General features: G+C 67.9%; 15 protein-coding genes and 1 pseudogene. 4 read left to right on the top strand and 12 right to left on the bottom strand.

Annotated elements, in window-relative coordinates; genetic code table 11:
- The first annotated feature begins 97 nt into the window (after positions 1 to 97).
- Positions 98 to 613: an adenine phosphoribosyltransferase gene (locus tag JHL17_RS18955; RefSeq protein ID WP_200195397.1), complete on the top strand. Its 516-nt coding sequence runs from the start codon at positions 98 to 100 to the stop codon at positions 611 to 613.
- A 6-nt stretch (positions 614 to 619) separates the two neighbouring features.
- On the opposite strand, the gene JHL17_RS18950 is transcribed toward JHL17_RS18955, so the two are convergent.
- The 3 genes from JHL17_RS18950 to JHL17_RS18940 form a co-directional block, all read right to left on the bottom strand.
- Entirely contained in the window at positions 620 to 1,069 is a 450-nt protein-coding gene (locus tag JHL17_RS18950; RefSeq protein WP_200195395.1) for a DoxX family protein, read from the bottom strand.
- Between the two features lie 71 nt (positions 1,070 to 1,140).
- Entirely contained in the window at positions 1,141 to 2,100 is a 960-nt protein-coding gene (locus JHL17_RS18945) for a DMT family transporter (protein WP_247893656.1), read from the bottom strand.
- A gap of 145 nt (positions 2,101 to 2,245) precedes the next feature.
- Positions 2,246 to 3,094 (bottom strand): 2-keto-4-pentenoate hydratase, encoded by an 849-nt coding sequence (locus JHL17_RS18940; protein ID WP_200195391.1) that lies wholly within the window; start codon positions 3,092 to 3,094, stop codon positions 2,246 to 2,248.
- Between the two features lie 162 nt (positions 3,095 to 3,256).
- Between JHL17_RS18940 and JHL17_RS18935 the strand changes: the two genes are divergently transcribed.
- Positions 3,257 to 4,591: an acetylornithine deacetylase/succinyl-diaminopimelate desuccinylase family protein gene (locus tag JHL17_RS18935; protein WP_200195389.1), complete on the top strand. Its 1,335-nt coding sequence runs from the start codon at positions 3,257 to 3,259 to the stop codon at positions 4,589 to 4,591.
- A 100-nt stretch (positions 4,592 to 4,691) separates the two neighbouring features.
- Here JHL17_RS18935 and JHL17_RS18930 read toward each other — a convergent pair whose 3' ends face one another.
- The 8 genes and pseudogenes from JHL17_RS18930 to JHL17_RS18895 form a co-directional block, all read right to left on the bottom strand.
- Complete coding sequence (locus JHL17_RS18930; protein ID WP_200195387.1) at positions 4,692 to 5,393, bottom strand: hypothetical protein; 702 nt, start codon at positions 5,391 to 5,393, stop codon at positions 4,692 to 4,694.
- Between the two features lie 270 nt (positions 5,394 to 5,663).
- Positions 5,664 to 5,906, bottom strand: a complete 243-nt coding sequence (locus JHL17_RS18925; protein ID WP_200195385.1) for a hypothetical protein — start codon at positions 5,904 to 5,906, stop codon at positions 5,664 to 5,666.
- A gap of 106 nt (positions 5,907 to 6,012) precedes the next feature.
- Positions 6,013 to 6,373: pseudogene (locus tag JHL17_RS37140) on the bottom strand (transposase); the annotation flags it as partial.
- Positions 6,374 to 6,592: 219 nt separating this feature from the next.
- Complete coding sequence (locus JHL17_RS37680) at positions 6,593 to 7,330, bottom strand: PepSY domain-containing protein (RefSeq protein ID WP_200195381.1); 738 nt, start codon at positions 7,328 to 7,330, stop codon at positions 6,593 to 6,595.
- Positions 7,213 to 7,857 carry a PepSY-associated TM helix domain-containing protein gene (locus JHL17_RS37675; protein ID WP_200195379.1) on the bottom strand — a complete coding sequence of 215 codons (645 nt, stop codon included), beginning with the start codon at positions 7,855 to 7,857 and terminating at the stop codon, positions 7,213 to 7,215. Before JHL17_RS37675 ends, JHL17_RS37680 begins: the two co-directional genes overlap by 118 nt.
- Positions 7,858 to 7,883: 26 nt before the next feature.
- Positions 7,884 to 10,304 (bottom strand): TonB-dependent siderophore receptor, encoded by a 2,421-nt coding sequence (locus JHL17_RS18905; RefSeq protein ID WP_247893689.1) that lies wholly within the window; start codon positions 10,302 to 10,304, stop codon positions 7,884 to 7,886.
- A 112-nt stretch (positions 10,305 to 10,416) separates the two neighbouring features.
- Positions 10,417 to 11,394 carry a FecR family protein gene (locus JHL17_RS18900; RefSeq protein WP_200195376.1) on the bottom strand — a complete coding sequence of 326 codons (978 nt, stop codon included), beginning with the start codon at positions 11,392 to 11,394 and terminating at the stop codon, positions 10,417 to 10,419.
- Between the two features lie 161 nt (positions 11,395 to 11,555).
- Entirely contained in the window at positions 11,556 to 12,068 is a 513-nt protein-coding gene (locus JHL17_RS18895) for an RNA polymerase sigma factor (RefSeq protein WP_200195374.1), read from the bottom strand.
- Between the two features lie 390 nt (positions 12,069 to 12,458).
- Here JHL17_RS18895 and JHL17_RS18890 point away from each other — a divergent pair, with 390 nt between their 5' ends.
- Positions 12,459 to 12,731, top strand: a complete 273-nt coding sequence (locus JHL17_RS18890; RefSeq protein WP_200195373.1) for a hypothetical protein — start codon at positions 12,459 to 12,461, stop codon at positions 12,729 to 12,731.
- Positions 12,728 to 15,703 carry a PAS domain-containing protein gene (locus JHL17_RS18885; RefSeq protein ID WP_200195372.1) on the top strand — a complete coding sequence of 992 codons (2,976 nt, stop codon included), beginning with the start codon at positions 12,728 to 12,730 and terminating at the stop codon, positions 15,701 to 15,703. The genes JHL17_RS18890 and JHL17_RS18885 overlap by 4 nt, the downstream gene beginning before the upstream one ends.
- Before the next feature lie 285 nt (positions 15,704 to 15,988).
- Here the strand turns inward: JHL17_RS18885 and JHL17_RS18880 are convergent, their stop codons facing one another.
- Positions 15,989 to 17,410 (bottom strand): IS4 family transposase, encoded by a 1,422-nt coding sequence (locus JHL17_RS18880; protein ID WP_200195371.1) that lies wholly within the window; start codon positions 17,408 to 17,410, stop codon positions 15,989 to 15,991.
- Between the last annotated feature and the right edge of the window lie 290 nt (positions 17,411 to 17,700).

Genomic DNA, 17,700 nt, shown 5'->3' with positions numbered 1-17,700 from the left:
CGGCCGGGCAGCCGCTAGAGTGCCGGGCGGCGGGACCGGGCGGCACAGCGGACCGTTCATGCCGGTACGAGACTTTTTTTGACGGACACGACCTCCGATGACCCTGAAAGACCATATCCGCGGCGTCCCGGATTTCCCGAAGCCCGGCATCCTGTTCTACGACGTCTCGCCCCTGCTGGCGAACGGCGCCGCCTGGAAGGCCGCCATCGACGCGTTGGCCGAGGCGGTGCGCCCGCACAAACCCGACCTGCTGGTCGGGATCGAATCGCGCGGCTTCCTGGTCGCCGCCCCGCTGGCGCTGGCGCTCGGCATCGGGTTCATCATGGTGCGCAAGCACGGCAAGCTGCCGGGCGACAAGATCGCCCATTCCTACGACCTGGAATACGGCACCGACACCATCGAGGTGCAGGCCGACGCGGTGAAGCCCGGCCAGCGCGTGGTGGTGCTGGACGACCTGCTGGCCACCGGCGGCACCATGGCCGCGGCGATCAACCTGCTGCGCCAGGTCGGCGCCGACGTCCGCGCCGCCGCCTTCCTGGTGGAACTGACCTTCCTCAACGGCCGCGACCGCATCGACGTCCCCAGCATCTCGCTGATGGCGTATGATTCGTAAGCCGGCTCAGCGGCGGGACAACCAGCCGTCGACGCTGAAGCGCCCGGCACCCGACGCGACCAGCGACAGGAAGCCGCCGATGATGGCGAGGTTCTTCATGAACTGGATCTGCTGCATCTTCGCGGCGTCGGGCGGCGCCTCCCAATAGCGGTGGGCGATCACGGTCGCGGCGACGGTGAAGACGGCGACCAGCAACGCCGCCAGCCGGGTCCAGGCGCCCAGCACGATGGCCAGACCGCCGAACGCCTCGATCAGTGCGCCGATGGGGGCGACGATCGTGGCCATCGGCACGCCCTGGCTCTCCATCCCGGCGATGAAGCCGCCGAGCGCCATCAGCTTGCCGAAGCCGCTCTGCACGAAGATGGCGCCCAGCAGGACCCGGGCCGCCAGCAGAAGCGTATCCTGACCGGTGGTGGCGGCACCGTAGCCGGCCGATGTGCTCGCATAGTTCGTCATCTCGGATATCCTTTTCCTTCGTGTTGGAAGATGAGACGACTGCAGGCGGCCGGTTATTCCCACGGAAAAAATCAGGCGGTCTTCCACAGGCTGATGATCATGACGCCGGCGACGGTCAGGGCGGCGCCGGCGAGCTGCAGCCAGCCCATCGGCTCCGCCAGCACCAGATAGCCGAACACCGCGGCGGAGACCGGGCCGATGGCGCCGCTCAAGGCCACCAGATTGGGGCCGACCCGGCGCAGCGCCTCCGCCGTCATCAGCACCGGCAGCACGGTGCAGGCCACCGCCATCACCGCCGACAGCCCATAGACCGGCAGCGGCAGGTCGAGCGCCGCCAGGGGGCGCAGCACCAGGAATTGCAGGATGCAGCACAGGCAGGCCGCCGTCATCGCATAGGCGGTGAAGCGCATCGAGCCGATCCGCTGCACCACCCGGCTGCTGCCGACCAGATAGATCGAATAGAGGAAGGCGCCCATGAAGACCAGCGCCGCCCCGGTCGCGAAGTCGGGATGGCCGGTGCCGATCTCCGACCACACCACCAGGGCGACGCCGGCATAGGAGACCACCAGCGCCACCACCTCGCGCAGGCCGATCCGCTTGCCGAGGAACAGCGCCGACAGCACCACGACGATGGTCGGGTAGAGGAACAGCAGAAGCCGCCCCATCCCGGCCGAGACGTAGCGCAATCCGAGGAAATCGCAGAAGCTGGCGGCGTAATAGCCGGTAATGCCCAGCACGACCGTCAGGGCGAGGTCGCGTCCGGCGATGGGCGCCCGCTCCCCCTTTCCGCCCCGTGACCACAGCGCCATGCCCAGGAAGAAGGGCAGCGCGAAGACCATGCGCAGCATGATCAGCGTGACCGGATCGACGTCGTAGCGGTAGGCCAGCTTGATGATGACCGGCCGGAACGAGAAGGCGATCACCCCCGCCACGGCGAGCCCCAGCCCGACCAGCATCTGGGCCGGCGGCAGCAGGCTCGTCGCTTTTCCGGCGGGTGCGGCGGCTTCGGAAGACAGGCTGGACTGGAACAAGGCGGGAAATCCGGCGGCTGGAGGAGGGAGGCCATTCAAGCATCCCCGCCGCCCTTTGGCTTCCACCAAGGCGGCGGACGGCCATGACCGCCGCCGCACCCTGGATTGCACCAGCCGCGGTGCTGATGGTGAAGGGACCGAACCGTCAGGCGCTCCCTCCCCCTGCGGCCCCGGCCGCGACGGCGGTGCCGTCCATTGGCGCCAAGCCGGTGAAGGCGATCCGCGCCTGCTGGCCGATGGCGATGGCGTGCACGCCGGTCAGGGCGCCGGTGGACACCCAGTTCCCGGCCTTCAGCGGCCGGCCGAGCCGCGCCGCCATGCCGAGCGCCACCGCGACCGCGGCGGGAATGCCGCCCGGCAGCTTGGCGGCGCTGCCGACGCCGACGCTCTGCCCGTCGATCAGCACCTCGGCCCTGAGCGCGTCGGCGCCCTCGATGCCGCCGACGATCTCCTCGCCGACGATCAGGCCGGCGTTGTTGCCGAAGACGGAGGTCGAGGCGGTCGGCCCCAGCGTGTTGACCGGCGCCAGCGGTCCGCCCGCCACCTCGATGGCGGCATGGACGGCGGCGATGAAGGCCGCGGCCTCCGCCGGGCTGTAGTCCAGCTTGTCGGCGGGGGCGTCGGCGGCGATGCGCACGGCGAATTCCGCCTCCACGGCGCCGAAGCCGCCGGGGATGACCGGGAAGCTCAGCGACCCGCCGGCGGCCTTCACCGTGCCGGCGAAGATCGGGCCGATGTAGCGCATGGCGCCCAGCGTCTCCTCCAGCGCCGGCGGGACCCGCGCCACCTTCCAGCCGGCGACCTCGTCGGGCCAGGCCGCGGTCGCCGTCGCCTGGATGGCGTAGGCGGTGGCGAGATCGGCCGGCAGCGGACCGGGGAAATCGGCAAGGCCGGCCGCGTCGCGGCGGGCGGCGGCGAAGCGGGCCGCGATCTCGGCGATCACCGGGTCGGCCAGGGTCGGGGCGCTCAGCCCGATGGGATGCGTGACGGTCATGGTAGAGGCTCTCCACTGAGGGGCCCACTGGGGGGCGCCGCGACTGTAGCGGCCTTGGCCGGTCGGCGAAAGTGCGCCGCACAACAGCGCCTCCCGAAAGGCGGGGTGGACGGACCATCGGGATGCGGCGACACTGGTGCGGTCCTTGCCGCGGGAGAGGCCATGCGTTCCGACACCCATGCCGCAACCACCGGGGCCGCAGCCACCGGCGCCGCAACCAGCCGGCTCTTCAGGCGGATCGACCAGCGGCGCGACGATCTGGTCGCGCTGACCCAGGAGCTGATCCGCATCCCCACCGTCAACCCGCCCGGCGACGTCTACACCGACTGCGCCGAACTGATCGGCCGGCGGCTGGCGGCGCGCGGCTTCGGCGTGGAGTATGTCCGGGCGGAGGGGGCGGCCGGCGACAGCGACCGCTATCCGCGCACCAACGTGATCGCCCGCATCGAGGCGCCGCGGCCGGGGCCCTGCGTCCATTTCAACGGCCACATCGACGTGGTGCCGGCCGGCCAGGGCTGGACCGTCGATCCTTTCGGCGGGGTGGTGAAGGACGGCCGGGTCTATGGCCGCGGCGCCTGCGACATGAAGGGCGGCATCGCCGCGTCGATCATCGCGGTGGAATCGCTGCTGGAGGAGGGGCTGCTGACGGCGGGCGCCCTGGAGATCTCCGGCACGGTGGACGAGGAATCCGGCGGCTATGGCGGGGTCGGGCATCTGGCGAAGCTCGGCTATTTCTCCCGGCCCCGGGTCGACCACGTCATCATTCCCGAGCCGCTGAACGTCGACCGCGTCTGCATCGGCCACCGCGGCGTCTGGTGGGCGGAGATCGAGACCAAGGGCCGGGTCGCCCATGGCTCGATGCCCTTCCTCGGCAACTGCGCGGTGCGCCACATGGGCGCCGTGCTGCACCGGATCGAGACCGAGCTGATCCCCCGCCTCGCCGCCAAGCGCACCGACATGCCGGTGGTGCCGGAAGGCGCCCGCCAGTCCACCATCAACATCAACGCCATCCATGGCGGCCAGCGCGAGGACCATGACGGGCTGCCCAGCCCGATGGTGCCCGACCGCTGCCGCATGGTGATCGACCGCCGCTACCTGATCGAGGAGGACCCCGAGGCGGTGCGCGGCGAGATCGTCGCCATCCTGGAGGATCTGCGCCGAACCCGCCCCGGCTTCGACTATGAGCTGAGCGAGGTGCTGGCCTTCCTGCCGACGATGACCGACGCCGACGCGCCGGTGGTGCGGGCGGTGGCCGCCGCCATCGAGACGGTGCTGGGCCGCCCGGCGCAGCAGGTCGTCTCCCCCGGCACCTACGACCAGAAGCATGTGGTGCGCGTCGGCCAGCTGAAGGACTGCATCGCCTACGGCCCCGGCATCCTCGACCTCGCCCACCAGCCCGACGAATGGGTCGGCATCGACGACATGGTGCAGGCGGCGCAGGTGATGGCGCTGGCGACGCTGGGGCTGATGGGGGGCGATGACGGGGTGCGCTTCTGAGCGTGCCGGAACCGGCGTCAGGATCGGGGCATCGGGACTTGGCCTATGTTGTGGAGCGGCGGATGGAACGGCGTGGAACGGTCTGCGGCCGATGTTCCACCTACCGCCGGCCGGTGAAGGGACCGGCGGCGCGGCGGTTCACCGGGCCGGGGGTGAGGTTGGGGTAAGGCTCATGCTGGTTGACGGTCCAGGGGTAGACACCCTGCGGGCCGGTGGATTCCGGGCGGGCGAGGATGGCGGCGACGGCGCGCGGATCGGGCAGCGTGCGCTCGCGCAGTTCACCGGGGAGGTCGTCGTCGAGTTCGGGGACGGTGACGGCGGGGGGATCGTCGGGCCTGGGGGCCGGCGGGGGATTGGACGCCGGCGCGCGGCCGGGCTGGGAGGCTTGCGGCCGGGCCGCCGGCAGGTCGAGGGCGGCGAAGAGGCCGAGCCGTTCGGCCAGCCAGCGCACGGTGGAGGGATCGCCGGCCGTGACCAGCCGCTCGATCTGTTCGGCCACCAGGATGCGCAGCGAAGAGAGCCGCAGCTCGGCCTCGCGGTTCAGCGCCTGCCGCTCCCACCACACCCTGTGACGGAAGTCCTTGGAGCCATAGTAGGCGCGCCACAGCGTGGTGCGGCTGCAGCCCATGGCGCGGGAGACCTGGAGGAAGCTGTTGCCGCGGGACAGCATGCCGGCGGCCATGATCCATTGCTCCTCATGGAACTGCGAGCCGGGGACCAGCGAACCTTCGGTGGGCACCGGCGGCTCTTCGGCCCAGCAGGGGAAACGGTCGTTCTGGAGGGTACGGCTGTCGACGGGCATGGCGGAACTCCACAAGCGAGGAAACTTGCCGGAGAGATTACAGGAAAATTTTCCTCCTTACGCGAGGTTTTACAAAACCTGCCGTTGGTTGCTTCGCTGGTGGGGTTGGACGGCTTGAGCGATACCATGGTGAAAAGCAGCGCAACGAGGATACTGCGCTCAAACGGTCGACCCATGCCCCGGAAACGGCGAAGGCCGCTGGCTGGCTGCCAGCGGCCTCGATGTCGCGGAAGGGTGCGGATTCTGGCATTCTCAAGCCGGGGCGGAGCCTCAACCATCAGGTCGTACAGCCTCCTCGTCATCCTCGCCGAAGCCATACTGTTCCACCTGCTCAAAGGTACGGGGTTGGACGATGTCGGTGAGCACCGCCGGGATGTCGAACACCTGGGTGAAGAAGGATGTCGAGCCCGCTGTCGAGGAGGTCGAAATCGATGCATTCCCGCTGGGACCGGATGGCCTATCGCCGCCGCCTCGAGCAGACGGGAAAAGGCGCACGGTGATTCTCTCGCTCATGCCGAGGATCAGCTTGCGAGTCTTGGGATCGCTGATCGGAGACGACCGGCGCAAAGGCGGTGAGAGCACGATGCTATTGAGCAGACGCTGGAGGGTCGCGTCGTCCCGCCAGTGGGCCAGGCAAGTTCTCCAGCCGGCTGATGGTCGGCTGCGAGCAGAGCACCTCCGCTCTCCGGCAGCCGGCCGACCACCATCTTGAAGGCGGGATCGCTGCGCAGGGTGTCGCAGTCGTTGCAATCGGCGTACCCGGCGTCGATCAACAGAGCACGGAAGCGGATCATCTTCACCAGCGTGTGCTGGATGCGCTCAAGGGCACGCGGGCCCTTGATGCAGGCCGTCAAGCGCTCGCAGATCCCAAGCCGCCGGTTGATCTCGGCCAGCAGCAGCAGGCCGCCATCGAAGGCGGCGTGAACCGGCTTGCCGGCAACTGCTGATAAGCGGGGCAAAGCCCCGGTACTCTCGACCATGGCGGGCGTGAACGCCGTTGATCCTTGATGAAACTGCTTCAGCGCCAGTGGATGATCTGGGTTAGCGCGATGCGTCGAGGGCAGGGTCCGACGCCGATCCGGTTGCTCACTTGTCACCTGTGACATCGAGGAACGCTTGTGGCTCGGCTTGTCTTTCCTGCATCATGGACCACAGGTGAGCCACTCGGTTCACAGTCCACGGGGGACGGCGAGGCGACATCAACGGCGACGCGCCCCGGCGGAAGCGTTGCGCTTGCGCCACCAGATCAGGACGCCGGTGACAGACAGCATGGTCACCGCCAGTCCGAGCACCGCCACGAACACGCGGTAGGGCCAGCCGAAAAGCTGGGCCATGTGGAGGCCGTACATCCACTGGTTGATAGAATTGCCCGACGCTCCGGCCCTGCGGGGCAGGGACACCGCCAGCACGGTGCCGGTCGCGGCGTCGAGGAGAAGCCCGGTCGATGCCCCTTCGTCACGGACGTCGAGGTCGCTGCGGACATAATAGACGTAGAGGTCGCGCGCCCGGTCGCGCACCAGCTCACCTTCGCGCTCGACGCGGAATCCCTCGCCCGCCGCCGCCTCGCGCATCGCCGGCCGGGCGAGGTCCAACGCCTCGCCCCAGCCCAGCCGCATCGCGCGCTGGTCCGGCGGCTTGACCGGCAAGGAGCGCCGGGGCTCGTCAAAGGCGACGAAGCGGGTCATGACGCCGCGATAGACCGGCTCCAGGGTCAGCATGACGCTCGACCAAGCGAAGACGGCCAGCAGGCCCCACAGCCAGAGCCCCGACATGCGGTGCAGGTCGAGGATCCGCCGGGCGGGGGCGGCCGGCCGCTTGATCAGCCAGGCCGGCTTCCAGCGCGACCACCATCCTTTGCCCGTCCCGTCCCGTCCCGACCCGGCCCGCTCCGCAGCGGCAAGGTCAGGAGCGCGCCGGTCAGGCCGTCGATCGTCCACAGGATGGCGGCGGTCCCGAGGATCAGAGCCCCCCAGACGGGCGGCAGGGCGAGGCTCTGGTGAAGCCGGTAGACGAAGCCGACCACCGTCCGCCGCTGGAAGGGCGACTCCCCGGAACGGCGGGTTCCCAACAGGCGGCCCGAATAGGGATCGAAGAACGCCTCGTCATAGTCCAGGACAGGGGGATCCAGGACGGCCGGCGGCCCGCCTTGGGAGACGCCCTGCGGCCCGGCGACCGGCACCATCCTGACCCGGACGCTGTCGGATGGCCCGCCCTGCAACGGCAGCCAGCGGGGTTCCGCCCCCGGCAAGGCGGCGGCCATGCGGGTCGCGAGTTCGGCCGGTTCCAGGCGGACGGCCGCCGGTCCGGCCTCGACGACGAAGAGATCCGGGTTGAGCCAGCGGTCCAGTTCGGTTTCGAAGGCCAGCAGGCTGCCGGTGATCCCCGCCAGCGCCAGCGGTGCGGCGATGGCGAGGCCCACCCAGCGGTGCAGCCGGACCAGCAGGGCGCGCAGCCCGCGCGGCATCCCTCAAGCCCCTCCCGCGCGGCCGCTCACCAGCTGTAGCGCAGGGTCAGATCGACCGTCCGCGGCCGCCCGTACCAGCAGTTCCCGTAGCAGGAGTTGATGTAGGTCCGGTCGAAGATGTTGCTGGCGGTCAGCGCGATCCGCCAGCGGTCGACCTCGTAGGCGGCCATGGCGTCGACCAGTGTGCGCCCGGCAAGCTTGACCGTGTTGGCGACGTCGTAGGTCCCGCTGGTGTAGCGGCCGCCGACACCGAAGCTGAGGCCCGACAGGCGCCCCTCGCGGATGCTGTAGTCGGCCCACAGCGAGGCCATCCGCGCCGGCGTGTCCACCGGGACCAGACCGATCTCGGCCGCGACGTTGCTCTTGGTCACCTCGGCGTCGGTCAGCGTCAGCGCGCCGCGCAGGCGCAGATTGTCGGTGAGGTCGGTCTGCGCCTCCAACTCGACGCCGCGCGAGCGGATCTCGCCGGTCTGCACCTGCGCGCCCGGATGAGCCACCTGGTCGGGGTCGGGGGTGGGGACGTTCTGCTGGGTCAGGTGGTAGGCGGCGAGCGTCACCAGCGTGCGGCTGCCATGGGGCTGGAACTTGATGCCGGCCTCGTACTGGCGGCCTGTGGTCGGCATGAAGGGGGAGCCGTCCCAGGTGCTGCCGGCGGAGGGCTCGAAGGATTCCGAATAGCTGAGGTAGGGCGCGAAGCCGCCGGGGGCGAGGTAGGTCAGGCCGGCGCGGTAGGTGAAGGCGTCGTCCTTCGTCCGCGTCTGCGCGTTGCTCGCCGTCACCACCGTCTCGGCCCAGTCCTTGCGCCCGTTCAGGGTCACCACCCAGTGGTCGTCGAACTTGCTCTGCTGCTGGAGGTAGAGTCCGGCCTGGCTGAAGCGGATCGGGTCGTCGATGCGGGGCGCGGCGAAGGCGATGGTGCCGAGGTTGCCGTAGACCGGCTCGTAGAGGTCGATCGAGCGGGCGGCTCCGAACCAGCGGGTCCGCTGGTAATGGCTGCGCGCCAGATCGAAGCCGGCCATGGTGGTGTGCTCGCCGCCCAGCCCGCTCCATTTGGCTTGGATGTTGTTGTCGGCGACCAGCGTGTCGGAATCGTCATGCCGCTTGATGGCGCCGCGCGTGACGGTGCGGTTGTCGGCCAGCAGCTGGTCCAGATAGAGATAGCCGTAGTCGAGCTTGGATTCGCCGTAGCGCAGGCCGCTGCGGACGGTGATCGCCTTGTTGATCTGCTTCTCGAACAGGTAGCCGATGTAATAGGCCTCGGTGTTCCAGTAATTCAGGTCGGGATCGCCGAGGTAGCGGTTGCGGGCGATGCGGCCGTTCGGGTTGGGCAGCACACTGCCCTGGTAGGGCACGCCGGAGTAATAGCTCGTCTCGCTCTTCTGGTAGTAGCCGAGCAGGGTCAGCGACATCGTGTCGTCCGGCCGCCAGGTGAAGGCCGGCGCGATGTAGCTCCGGTCGTCCTGGCTGAAGTCGGTCCAGCTCTTGCCGTCGCGCACCTGCGCGGTGAGCCGGTAGGAGAAGACCCCGTCGGCGTCGAGCGCCCCGCCATGGTCGGTGGCGATCTGGCGGCGGCCGAGGCTGCCGCCCTGAACTTCGATCTCGTGCAGCGGCGTCGTGGTCGGGCGCTTGGAGACCATGTTCACCACGCCGGCCGGCCCCGACTGGCCGTACATCACCGAGGAGGGCCCCTTCAGCACCTCGATGCGCTCCAGCCCATAGGTCTCCGACGCCGCGTCGAACACGTTGTAGTTCAGCCGCATGCCGTCGCGCAGGATGCCGCTGTTGCTGTTGGCGAAGCCGCGGATGGTGAAGATGTCGTAGTTGGTGCCGTCGCCGTTCAGGTAGGCGGCCGGCGCCACGCCCGAGGTGTAGCGCAGCGCGTCGGTCAGGTTGAGCGCCCCCTGGTTGTCCATCGCCTGCCGGGTGACGACGGAGATCGACTGGGGGGTCTCCAGGATCGGCGTGTCGGTCTTGGTGCCGACGCCGCTCAGCCGGGCGCCGTAGCTGGGCACCGGGCTGCTTCCCGTCTCGCGCCCGCCGGCCATCCCCTCGACCTGCATGGTGTCGAGCTGGACGGCCCCGGACTCCGCTTTGGGAGCGGGTTCGAGCGTGAAGGAGTCGGGGCCGGTCCGGCGATGGATCAGCCCGGTGCCGGCGAGCAGGCGCACCAAGGCCTCGCTCGTCCCGAAGCTGCCCTTCAGCCCCGGACTCGTCAGGCCGTTGGTCAGCGCGGAGTCGTAGAACAGCCGGATGCCGGCCTGCTCGGCGAGGCGGTTGAGCGCACCGGACAGCGGTCCCGCCGGCATGTCGTAGCTGCGCGTCTCCTGCGCCTGCGCGAGGCTCGGCAGGGCGACCACCGCCGTGCCCGCCAGGGCCGTTGCCACCATGGCCGAGGTCAGAACACCCCGCAAGCCCGCCAGACTGGGCTTCTCGACCCGCAAAATCATCACGATCACCATCCCCCGAACATCAGTTTGCGCGAGGGCACCGCATCTTGCGAATGCGCCTCATTCCTATGACGTTTCGAAATCGAAGGGGTGGAATGGAAAGTGGCGGCGGTCAGCGGTGAAGGACGACGATGAGGTTGGCGATCCGCAGCGACTCGATCCGCAGCGTGCGCTGGATGGTATCGATGGCGGCCATCGGATCGCGGACGTCGAAGACGCCGCTGAACCGCCGTTCCCGCAGATCCCCGCCGACGATCCCGATGTGGGCGGGCAGATAGCGGTTCAGCTCGGCGACGACCTCGGCGAGCGGTCGGTCGACGAACACCAGCCGGCCGCGCGTCCAGGCTTCGGCCGCCGACGCATCGACGGGGCCGGGGGCCGTCACGCCGCCGGAGCCGTAGCGCAGCCCTTCGCCTTGGCGCAGGGTGACCGGATCGCTTCCGGTCACGGCCACCTGGACGCTGTGCTCGGTGACAAGGACATCGGTGTCGCCGCCGTCGCGCCGGACGATGAAGCGCGTGCCCAGTGCCCGCGTCGCTCCATCCCCCGCCTCGACCGTGAAGGGGCGGTCGCGGTCGGCGGCGACGGTGAAGGACGCCTCGCCCTTGAGCAGCCGGACGCGGCGCGCGTCGCCGCGATAATCGACCGCGACCGCGCTCGCGGTGTTGAGCAGGACGGAGGAGCCGTCGGGAAGCGACAGCGTCCGCTGCTCCCCCATGGCCGTCATCGCATCGGCGCGCAGTCGGGTCGGCCAGTCGTCGGCCAGTCCGAACACCGCCGCCGCCAGACCGGCGGCGATCGCCGGTGCCGCCCACCGCCGCGCGCCGGCTTTCCGCCGGGCGGGAGCGGAAGGAGGCGGCCTGCCCCCATGCCCTTGCTGGCGCAGGCGGGCTTCGATCGGCGCGCTGCCCATCAGGTCCCAACTGCGCTCCAGCCGTTCGAAGGCGCGCGCGTGACGCGGATCGGCGCGCAGCCATGCGGCCAGCGCCCGCTGCTGCTGCGGTGACAGCGGGTCGGCATCGCGCTCCATCAGCCAGCGCGCCGCTTCCTCGCGAATGTTTTCGGGAATGGGCTGTTCGGACGAGGCCAAGAATTTCACTTTCCCCCGCCGCCCGGCGGCGGGTGCAACGGCATGGACGTCTTCCTGGACGATTTCATAGACTACGATGGCCGGAAGCGGTGCAAGCGGATTGTCGCGTCCGAGGCCGGAGCGTCACGGCCCCGGTCATTCGGGCGCATCACCGGGGCGCATCACCGGCGCGGATCGTGGAGTCTCGCGTCACAGTGCAGGACGGCCGCGCGCAACAGCTTCAGGATCATGTCCCGGCCCACGGCGAAGCGTGCCGCGATCTCCTCGACCGGCATCTCGTGGATCTTGCGCAGGATGAAGACGGTCCGGGTCCGCTCCGGCAGTTCGTCGAGCGCCGCCATGAGAATGTCGAGATTCTGCCGGTCGATCAGGGCGGCATCGGCCGGCGGCAGCGGGGCCACCGCCGCCTCCGGCAGTTCGCCCGATTCGAACACGCTCCGGTAACGTTGGTCGGCGCGGGCGAAATCGCAGGCCAGATTGGTGGCAAGCCGGTAGAGATAGGCCCGCTTGTTCACGATCGGGGGGTCGTCGTCGATGCGCTGGACCTTGAACCAGAGGCTTTGCGTGACGTCCTCGGCCGTCGGAGCGTTCCCAACGATCCGCTGCACGAGCCGCAGAAGAAACGGGCGCTCGTGCACGAGCAGGCGCGTCAGGGCGATGGCATTGGTCGTCATCAGGTCACGGGATCGGGGAACAGACCGGAAGCCTAACCATATTGATAATCATTCGCAAGTCGTTGTGGGCAGTGTTGGTGCAGCGAGTTCGATGCAGACGCGCGGAAGCCCGACACGACCTTCGATCAGGTGGAGCGGACAGAGTTTGGGCGCACGTCGACGTGTTGCAGCGAGGAGCGTCCGGCTGTCGTCATGAAAACGGTCCGACGATCAGTTTGTCCGGAAAGCCATCCTCAACGCGGGTTTCCGGACACTTGGGCGATTGCCCGTCAAAGGGCCGATTTGCGGACGGTGTCGGTCCAAAGCCAACGGGGTTTACCTACAATGACGTGGTGTGTCCGGGGGCGACACTCGGTAGGGTTTCCAGAAATCCTAACTTCCAGAAGATCCATGACCGCGCGCGATCAAACGACCAGGGCAAGCCGTGGCCCAGCGACATCCCAGGAAGTGCAGCTCTGCGTGATGGTCAGTTCCGGTGGGCGTGATGCCATTCGGGCGGAGGCGGTGCGACGCGGCATGACCGTGCGCGCCCTGGTGCTCGAGGCCCTGCGGTCTGCAAACGTCCCGGGGTTGGAGGGGGAGGAGGGTGGCGACCGCCGGATCGCGGCCGCGACGCTCAGGGCGCGTGTCTGGCGCGACTACAGGGATGGCGGCACCCGATGACCGGTGCCTCCTTCGGGCCGCCGGATCACACGCTTGTCCATGGCCGTGCTTTTCTGAGCGGCGGCGGCGAGATGGGTGCGCGCATGCGTGCGCACGACTGGTCCCTCACGCCCCTCGGCCCGCCGGAGGCGTGGCCGCAACCTCTAAAGACGGTGACCAGCCTTATGCTGGCCGCCAACCAGGCGATGTTCGTCGCCTGGGGACCCGAGCGCGCGATGCTCTACAACGACGCCTATGCCCAGATCCTCGGTAACAAGCATCCGGCAGCCCTCGCCTGTCCCTTTTTCGAGGTATGGTCGGAACTGGTCGACAGCGTCGGGCCGATCATGGATCGCGGTTACGCCGGCGAACCGACGTGCATGGACGACCTCCAGCTTCTCATGATGCGTAAGGGGTATCTGGAGGAAGCGCACTTCTCATTCTTCTACGCACCCGTGCGCGACGCCGACGACGCCCAGTCCCCGGGAGGGCAGGTAAGCGGCGTCTACTCCGCCTGCGTGGAGATCACCGAAAAGGTGTTCGCTGATCGACGCGCCGCCTTCCGCGGAGCGCTGGACGAGTGTCTGCGCGGCCTTGCCGATCCGCATGAGGTCATGACAACCGCTTCGGCGATGCTGGGCGAACATCTGGGTGCCGGTCAGGTGATCTACGCCGACGTCGACGACGCCGGTGTCTTTGCCACCATCGAGCGGGAATGGAACGACGGCACCATGCCCCGCAACGTCGGCCGCCACCGGATGGAGGATTTCGGGCCGGAGTTCATCGCCGCCCTGACGCACGGCGAGACGGTCGTCATCGAGGACGTCCGGCATGACCCGCGCACCGATACGCCAAGCGCCGTCGCCAGCTTCGCGCAGACCGGTATAGGCGCCTTCATGAGCCTGCCGCTGATCAAGGGGAGGCGACTGGTGGCGCTGATGTCGGTCCATAACCGCCTGCCGCGCCGATGGTCCGCGGCCGACGTTGCCTTTGCCGGAGAGGTGGCAGAACGGACATGGCAGTCCGTGGAACGGGCTCGTGCCGAAGCCGCACTGCGCCGCAACGAGGAGCGGCTCCGGGCTCTGCTGAACGCGACGTCCTACGTGCTCTACCGGATGAATCCTGACTGGACAGAATTGCGCCAGCTCGATGGCCAGGGCTTCCTTACCGATACGCAAAGCCCGAGCACGACTTGGTTGGCCGAATACATCCACCCCGACGACCAACTGCGTGTCTGGGAGGTGATCCGGGAGGCGATATCGACGAAGGGCATTTTTGAACTGGAGCACCGCGTCCGGCGGGTGGATGGTACCCTGGGATGGACGCTGTCGCGGGCGGTGCCGATCCTGGGTCCACACGGCGAGATCGAGGAGTGGTTCGGGGCGGCCAGTGACGTGACGGACCGCAAGACGGTCGAAACGGCGCTCCGCGAGAGCGAAGAACGGTTCCGGCTGATGGCCGACGCTGTTCCGCAGATCGTCTGGATCACCGACGCCGAGGGGCGTGTGGAGTTCTTCAACAAGCAGTGGTCGGACTACACCGGGATTGTCCACAATCCCACAACAGCGGCCGAAACCGCTGACAACTTCATCCATCCCGACGACGTGGCACTGACGATGGAGCGGTTCGAGGAAGCGCGGCGGACCGGCGGCACGTATCTCGTTGAACACCGGATCCGCTCGAAGGACGGAAATTACCGCTGGTTCCTGGTTCGCGGTGAGCCCTATCGCGATCCCCACAGCGGCGCGATCGTCCGCTGGTTCGGCGCTTCAACCGACATTCATGATCGCACGAAAGCGGAAGTGGTTCTGCGGACGGCGCACGACATGGCTGAGAAGGCGCGCCAGGTGGCCGAGGACGCTAACCGCTCCAAGTCGCGTTTCCTAGCGGCAGCCAGCCACGACCTGCGTCAGCCCATGCAGTCGCTGCTGCTGTTCCTGGACGTGCTGAAACCGCATGTCGCTCCCAGGGGGCAGGATGCACTCAAACACCTGGGACGTGGACTGGATGTGCTGCGCGATCTGCTAAACAGCCTGCTCGACGTCTCACATCTGGACGCAGGCATCGTTCGGCCCGCCATCGAGGATTTCGATGTGGGACAGATGATTGAACAGATCGGCAGCGCCTACGCACCAATCGCTGCGGCCAAGGGCCTGGATCTGCGTGTCACTCAGTGCGAGGCGGCGGTACGCAGCGACCCAACGCTGCTGGCGCGGATGGTGCGCAATCTGGTCGAGAACGCCTTGCGCTACACCGACCGGGGCCGCGTTACCATCGCGTGTCACAAGACGGAGGACACCCTGCGCATCGAAGTCGCCGACACCGGCATCGGCATCCCGGACGAGCACTTGAAACGGATCTGGGAGGAGTTCCATCAGGTCGGCAACCCCGAGCGTGACCGCAACCGCGGCCTTGGCCTCGGCCTCGCCATTGTGCAGCGTCTCTCGGCCCTGCTGGAGCACCCGGTGGAGGTGCGCTCAACGCCAGGCCAGGGGTCGGTGTTCTCCATTGCCATGCCGCTCGGCCGGGTCGGGCCGAAGCAGGCCGTCGTGGCGCCCGTCGAGGTGGTAGGCAACGGCCGGGTCGCCGTGCTGGTGGACGATGATGCCATCGTGCTGCTCGGGTTGAAGGCGACCTTCGAGGCGTGGGGCTACAAGGTGCTGGCCGCCACTTCGACCGAAGGAGTGCTCGCCGCCCTCCGAAAGGACGGACGGCGACCCGACATCGTCGTCGCTGACTACCGTCTGCGTGAAGGGCAGATCGGGACCGAAGCGATCCTGCGGGTGCGCGAGGCATACGGTGCCGACATACCGGGCATCATCCTGACCGGCGAGACCGGGAGCGAGGCTGAGCACGACGCGACGGCGCACAGCCTCCATGTCATCTACAAGCCGGTCACCCCACGGCAACTTGGAGAAGCTCTCGACCGGCTGCTAACCGGCAACGCGGAAAGCGCTCCGGCAACGGCCCCCCCTTCGCAAAAGCCCTTTTGAGCAAAGGCTGATCGACCGACCGGGCAGGAACTTTTGTTCGCGATGCTGTCCGTCAAAGGGTGGCGAAGCGGACACTCTGATCCAGGCGGAACAGAATGTCGCGAAAAGGAACGCTGACAACGTGGAGCCCACCACACGCTGTCACGCCGCTTTGGCAATCCTGGAGCTCATTCCCGTGCTGGACAGCGCTGCCGCAGCGGTCTTCCTGCCCCGGGCCATCGGGGGCTACCGTCATCGCAGCCGTGGGAAGCATATCCTCGACTTCGTAACGCTGTGGTGAAACTTTCAATTACCCACAAGCTGCGGCGCGATCTCTGAACCCAAGACAATATCGATCAGGCGAGACATACCCCGCCACATGACCGTGTTCCCCGGCGGTGGATCGGAGCCCCGGGCGAGATAGCCACCGAGCTTGGCAACTTTGGTGAGGTAGATGCCCAGGGTGTTGCTGCCGGGCAGGCTGGGAGCCTTGTTCGGGACCAGGAAATCCAGGATCAGTTGCTCGCGTTCTGTAAAGACGACCCCTGCATCGACATCCGGCGCCGATCGATTGATCATGGTCATCCAGAAAACTCGCCAGCTCACGAGGCAATAGACGGCGATCAATTTGACCAAGCGGTCGGCACTTCGGAGCCTCGCCTCCTCTGCCTTGCACCCCGATTTCAAAATCTTGTGAAAGACCTCGATTTTCCATCGAACCGCATACCAGCGGAGCTTTTCGATGGCCGCTTCCTGGGTGAGGACGGGCAGATCGGTGAGGAGCTTCCAGTCGATGCGCGGCCGATCGACGGGCGCCTCCCGTTCCCGGGCATGCAGGACCGTCAGGGTGAGTGCTGGATAGCGCTTCTGTTTCCCGATCGGCGGCAAGATCCGCAGGCTGCGATAGGTCAGCTCGACCTCCGCCGTGCCGACACGGCCCTGACCATCTCGGACGGTGACGGCATGCACGCCCTGAACGGCGACCTCGTCCATCACGGCGTCGACGGTCGTATCGCCGCCAAGGGCGAGCCGGTCGACGCAGGTCCGCACCAGGAAATGGGTGCCCAACTCCTGAGCCAAGCAGAACAGTTCGTAGATGTCGCTCTCGCGATCCCCGACATGGATGCAGCGCGCCGGATCGCCGAACCGCTCCGTGGTCCGGCGCAGGTTCTCCAACCAGCGGACACTCTCTTTCTGCTCGATGGGAACCCGCGTCGGGTTGATCTTCCTCTTCAATGCGGCGGTGCCCTTGAACTTGGTCCGGGTCCAGAACTTGACGGCACCGAGGCCCAGCGGCAGGCCCTCGGTCGTGACTGCCAGACTCGCGTGCATCAGCAGCCCACACACGGTGTGCATTCGAAACCGTCCCTCCTGGTCCTGACCGCTGTTCACCCGGACGGTCTGACCGATCTTCTCGGGATGCTCGCGCTGGAAGGAGAACTCCGTGGTGTCCTGAATCACCAGGAGGGGGCCGGTAGTCGCGGCGACCCGCTGGCGGGTCGCGTCGAAGTGGCCGGCGAGAATGTCCGCTTCGCTTACCCGGTCGTTGGCGAAGAACCGGTAGGCCGCCTTGGTGTTGGCCCAGTCCTGGCAGGCCAAGGGGATGCTGTCGCCCATCGCCCCGGCCATCTGATCGAGCAACGTGCTCAAGCGTCGCCCCAACCGCTCGTCGGCAAAGTGGCAGCCGGCGAGTTCATCCTCGATCCAGGCGTTGGGTCCCGTGGCCATCGGCACCTCCCGAGCATCGTTCGATGTCAACAGGCTGGAGATCGTCCTGGTTCGAGGCGGAGGCCACCATCACCGGCCGCCCGGCCGGATGTGGGTAATTGAAAGGTGGTGAAAGGGAGAGGGATCGATGTGGAGCGGGGAGTGCAACGTGCCGGCGGAAGTCGGGACGGCGACGCTGGCGAGGATGAATTGTGGTCGCTCGTTCCGGTCGAGCGACCTGGAATCGGTCGCGGCATCTGCCGGTGCTCCGGACCCTGTGCTGATGCATGCGGCTGATCGGATGATTCAGC

It is taken from the genome of Azospirillum endophyticum, assembly GCF_016595245.1.
Classification (GTDB): Bacteria; Pseudomonadota; Alphaproteobacteria; order Azospirillales; family Azospirillaceae; genus Azospirillum; species Azospirillum endophyticum.
This window is presented reverse-complemented; position numbering and strand designations above follow the sequence as displayed.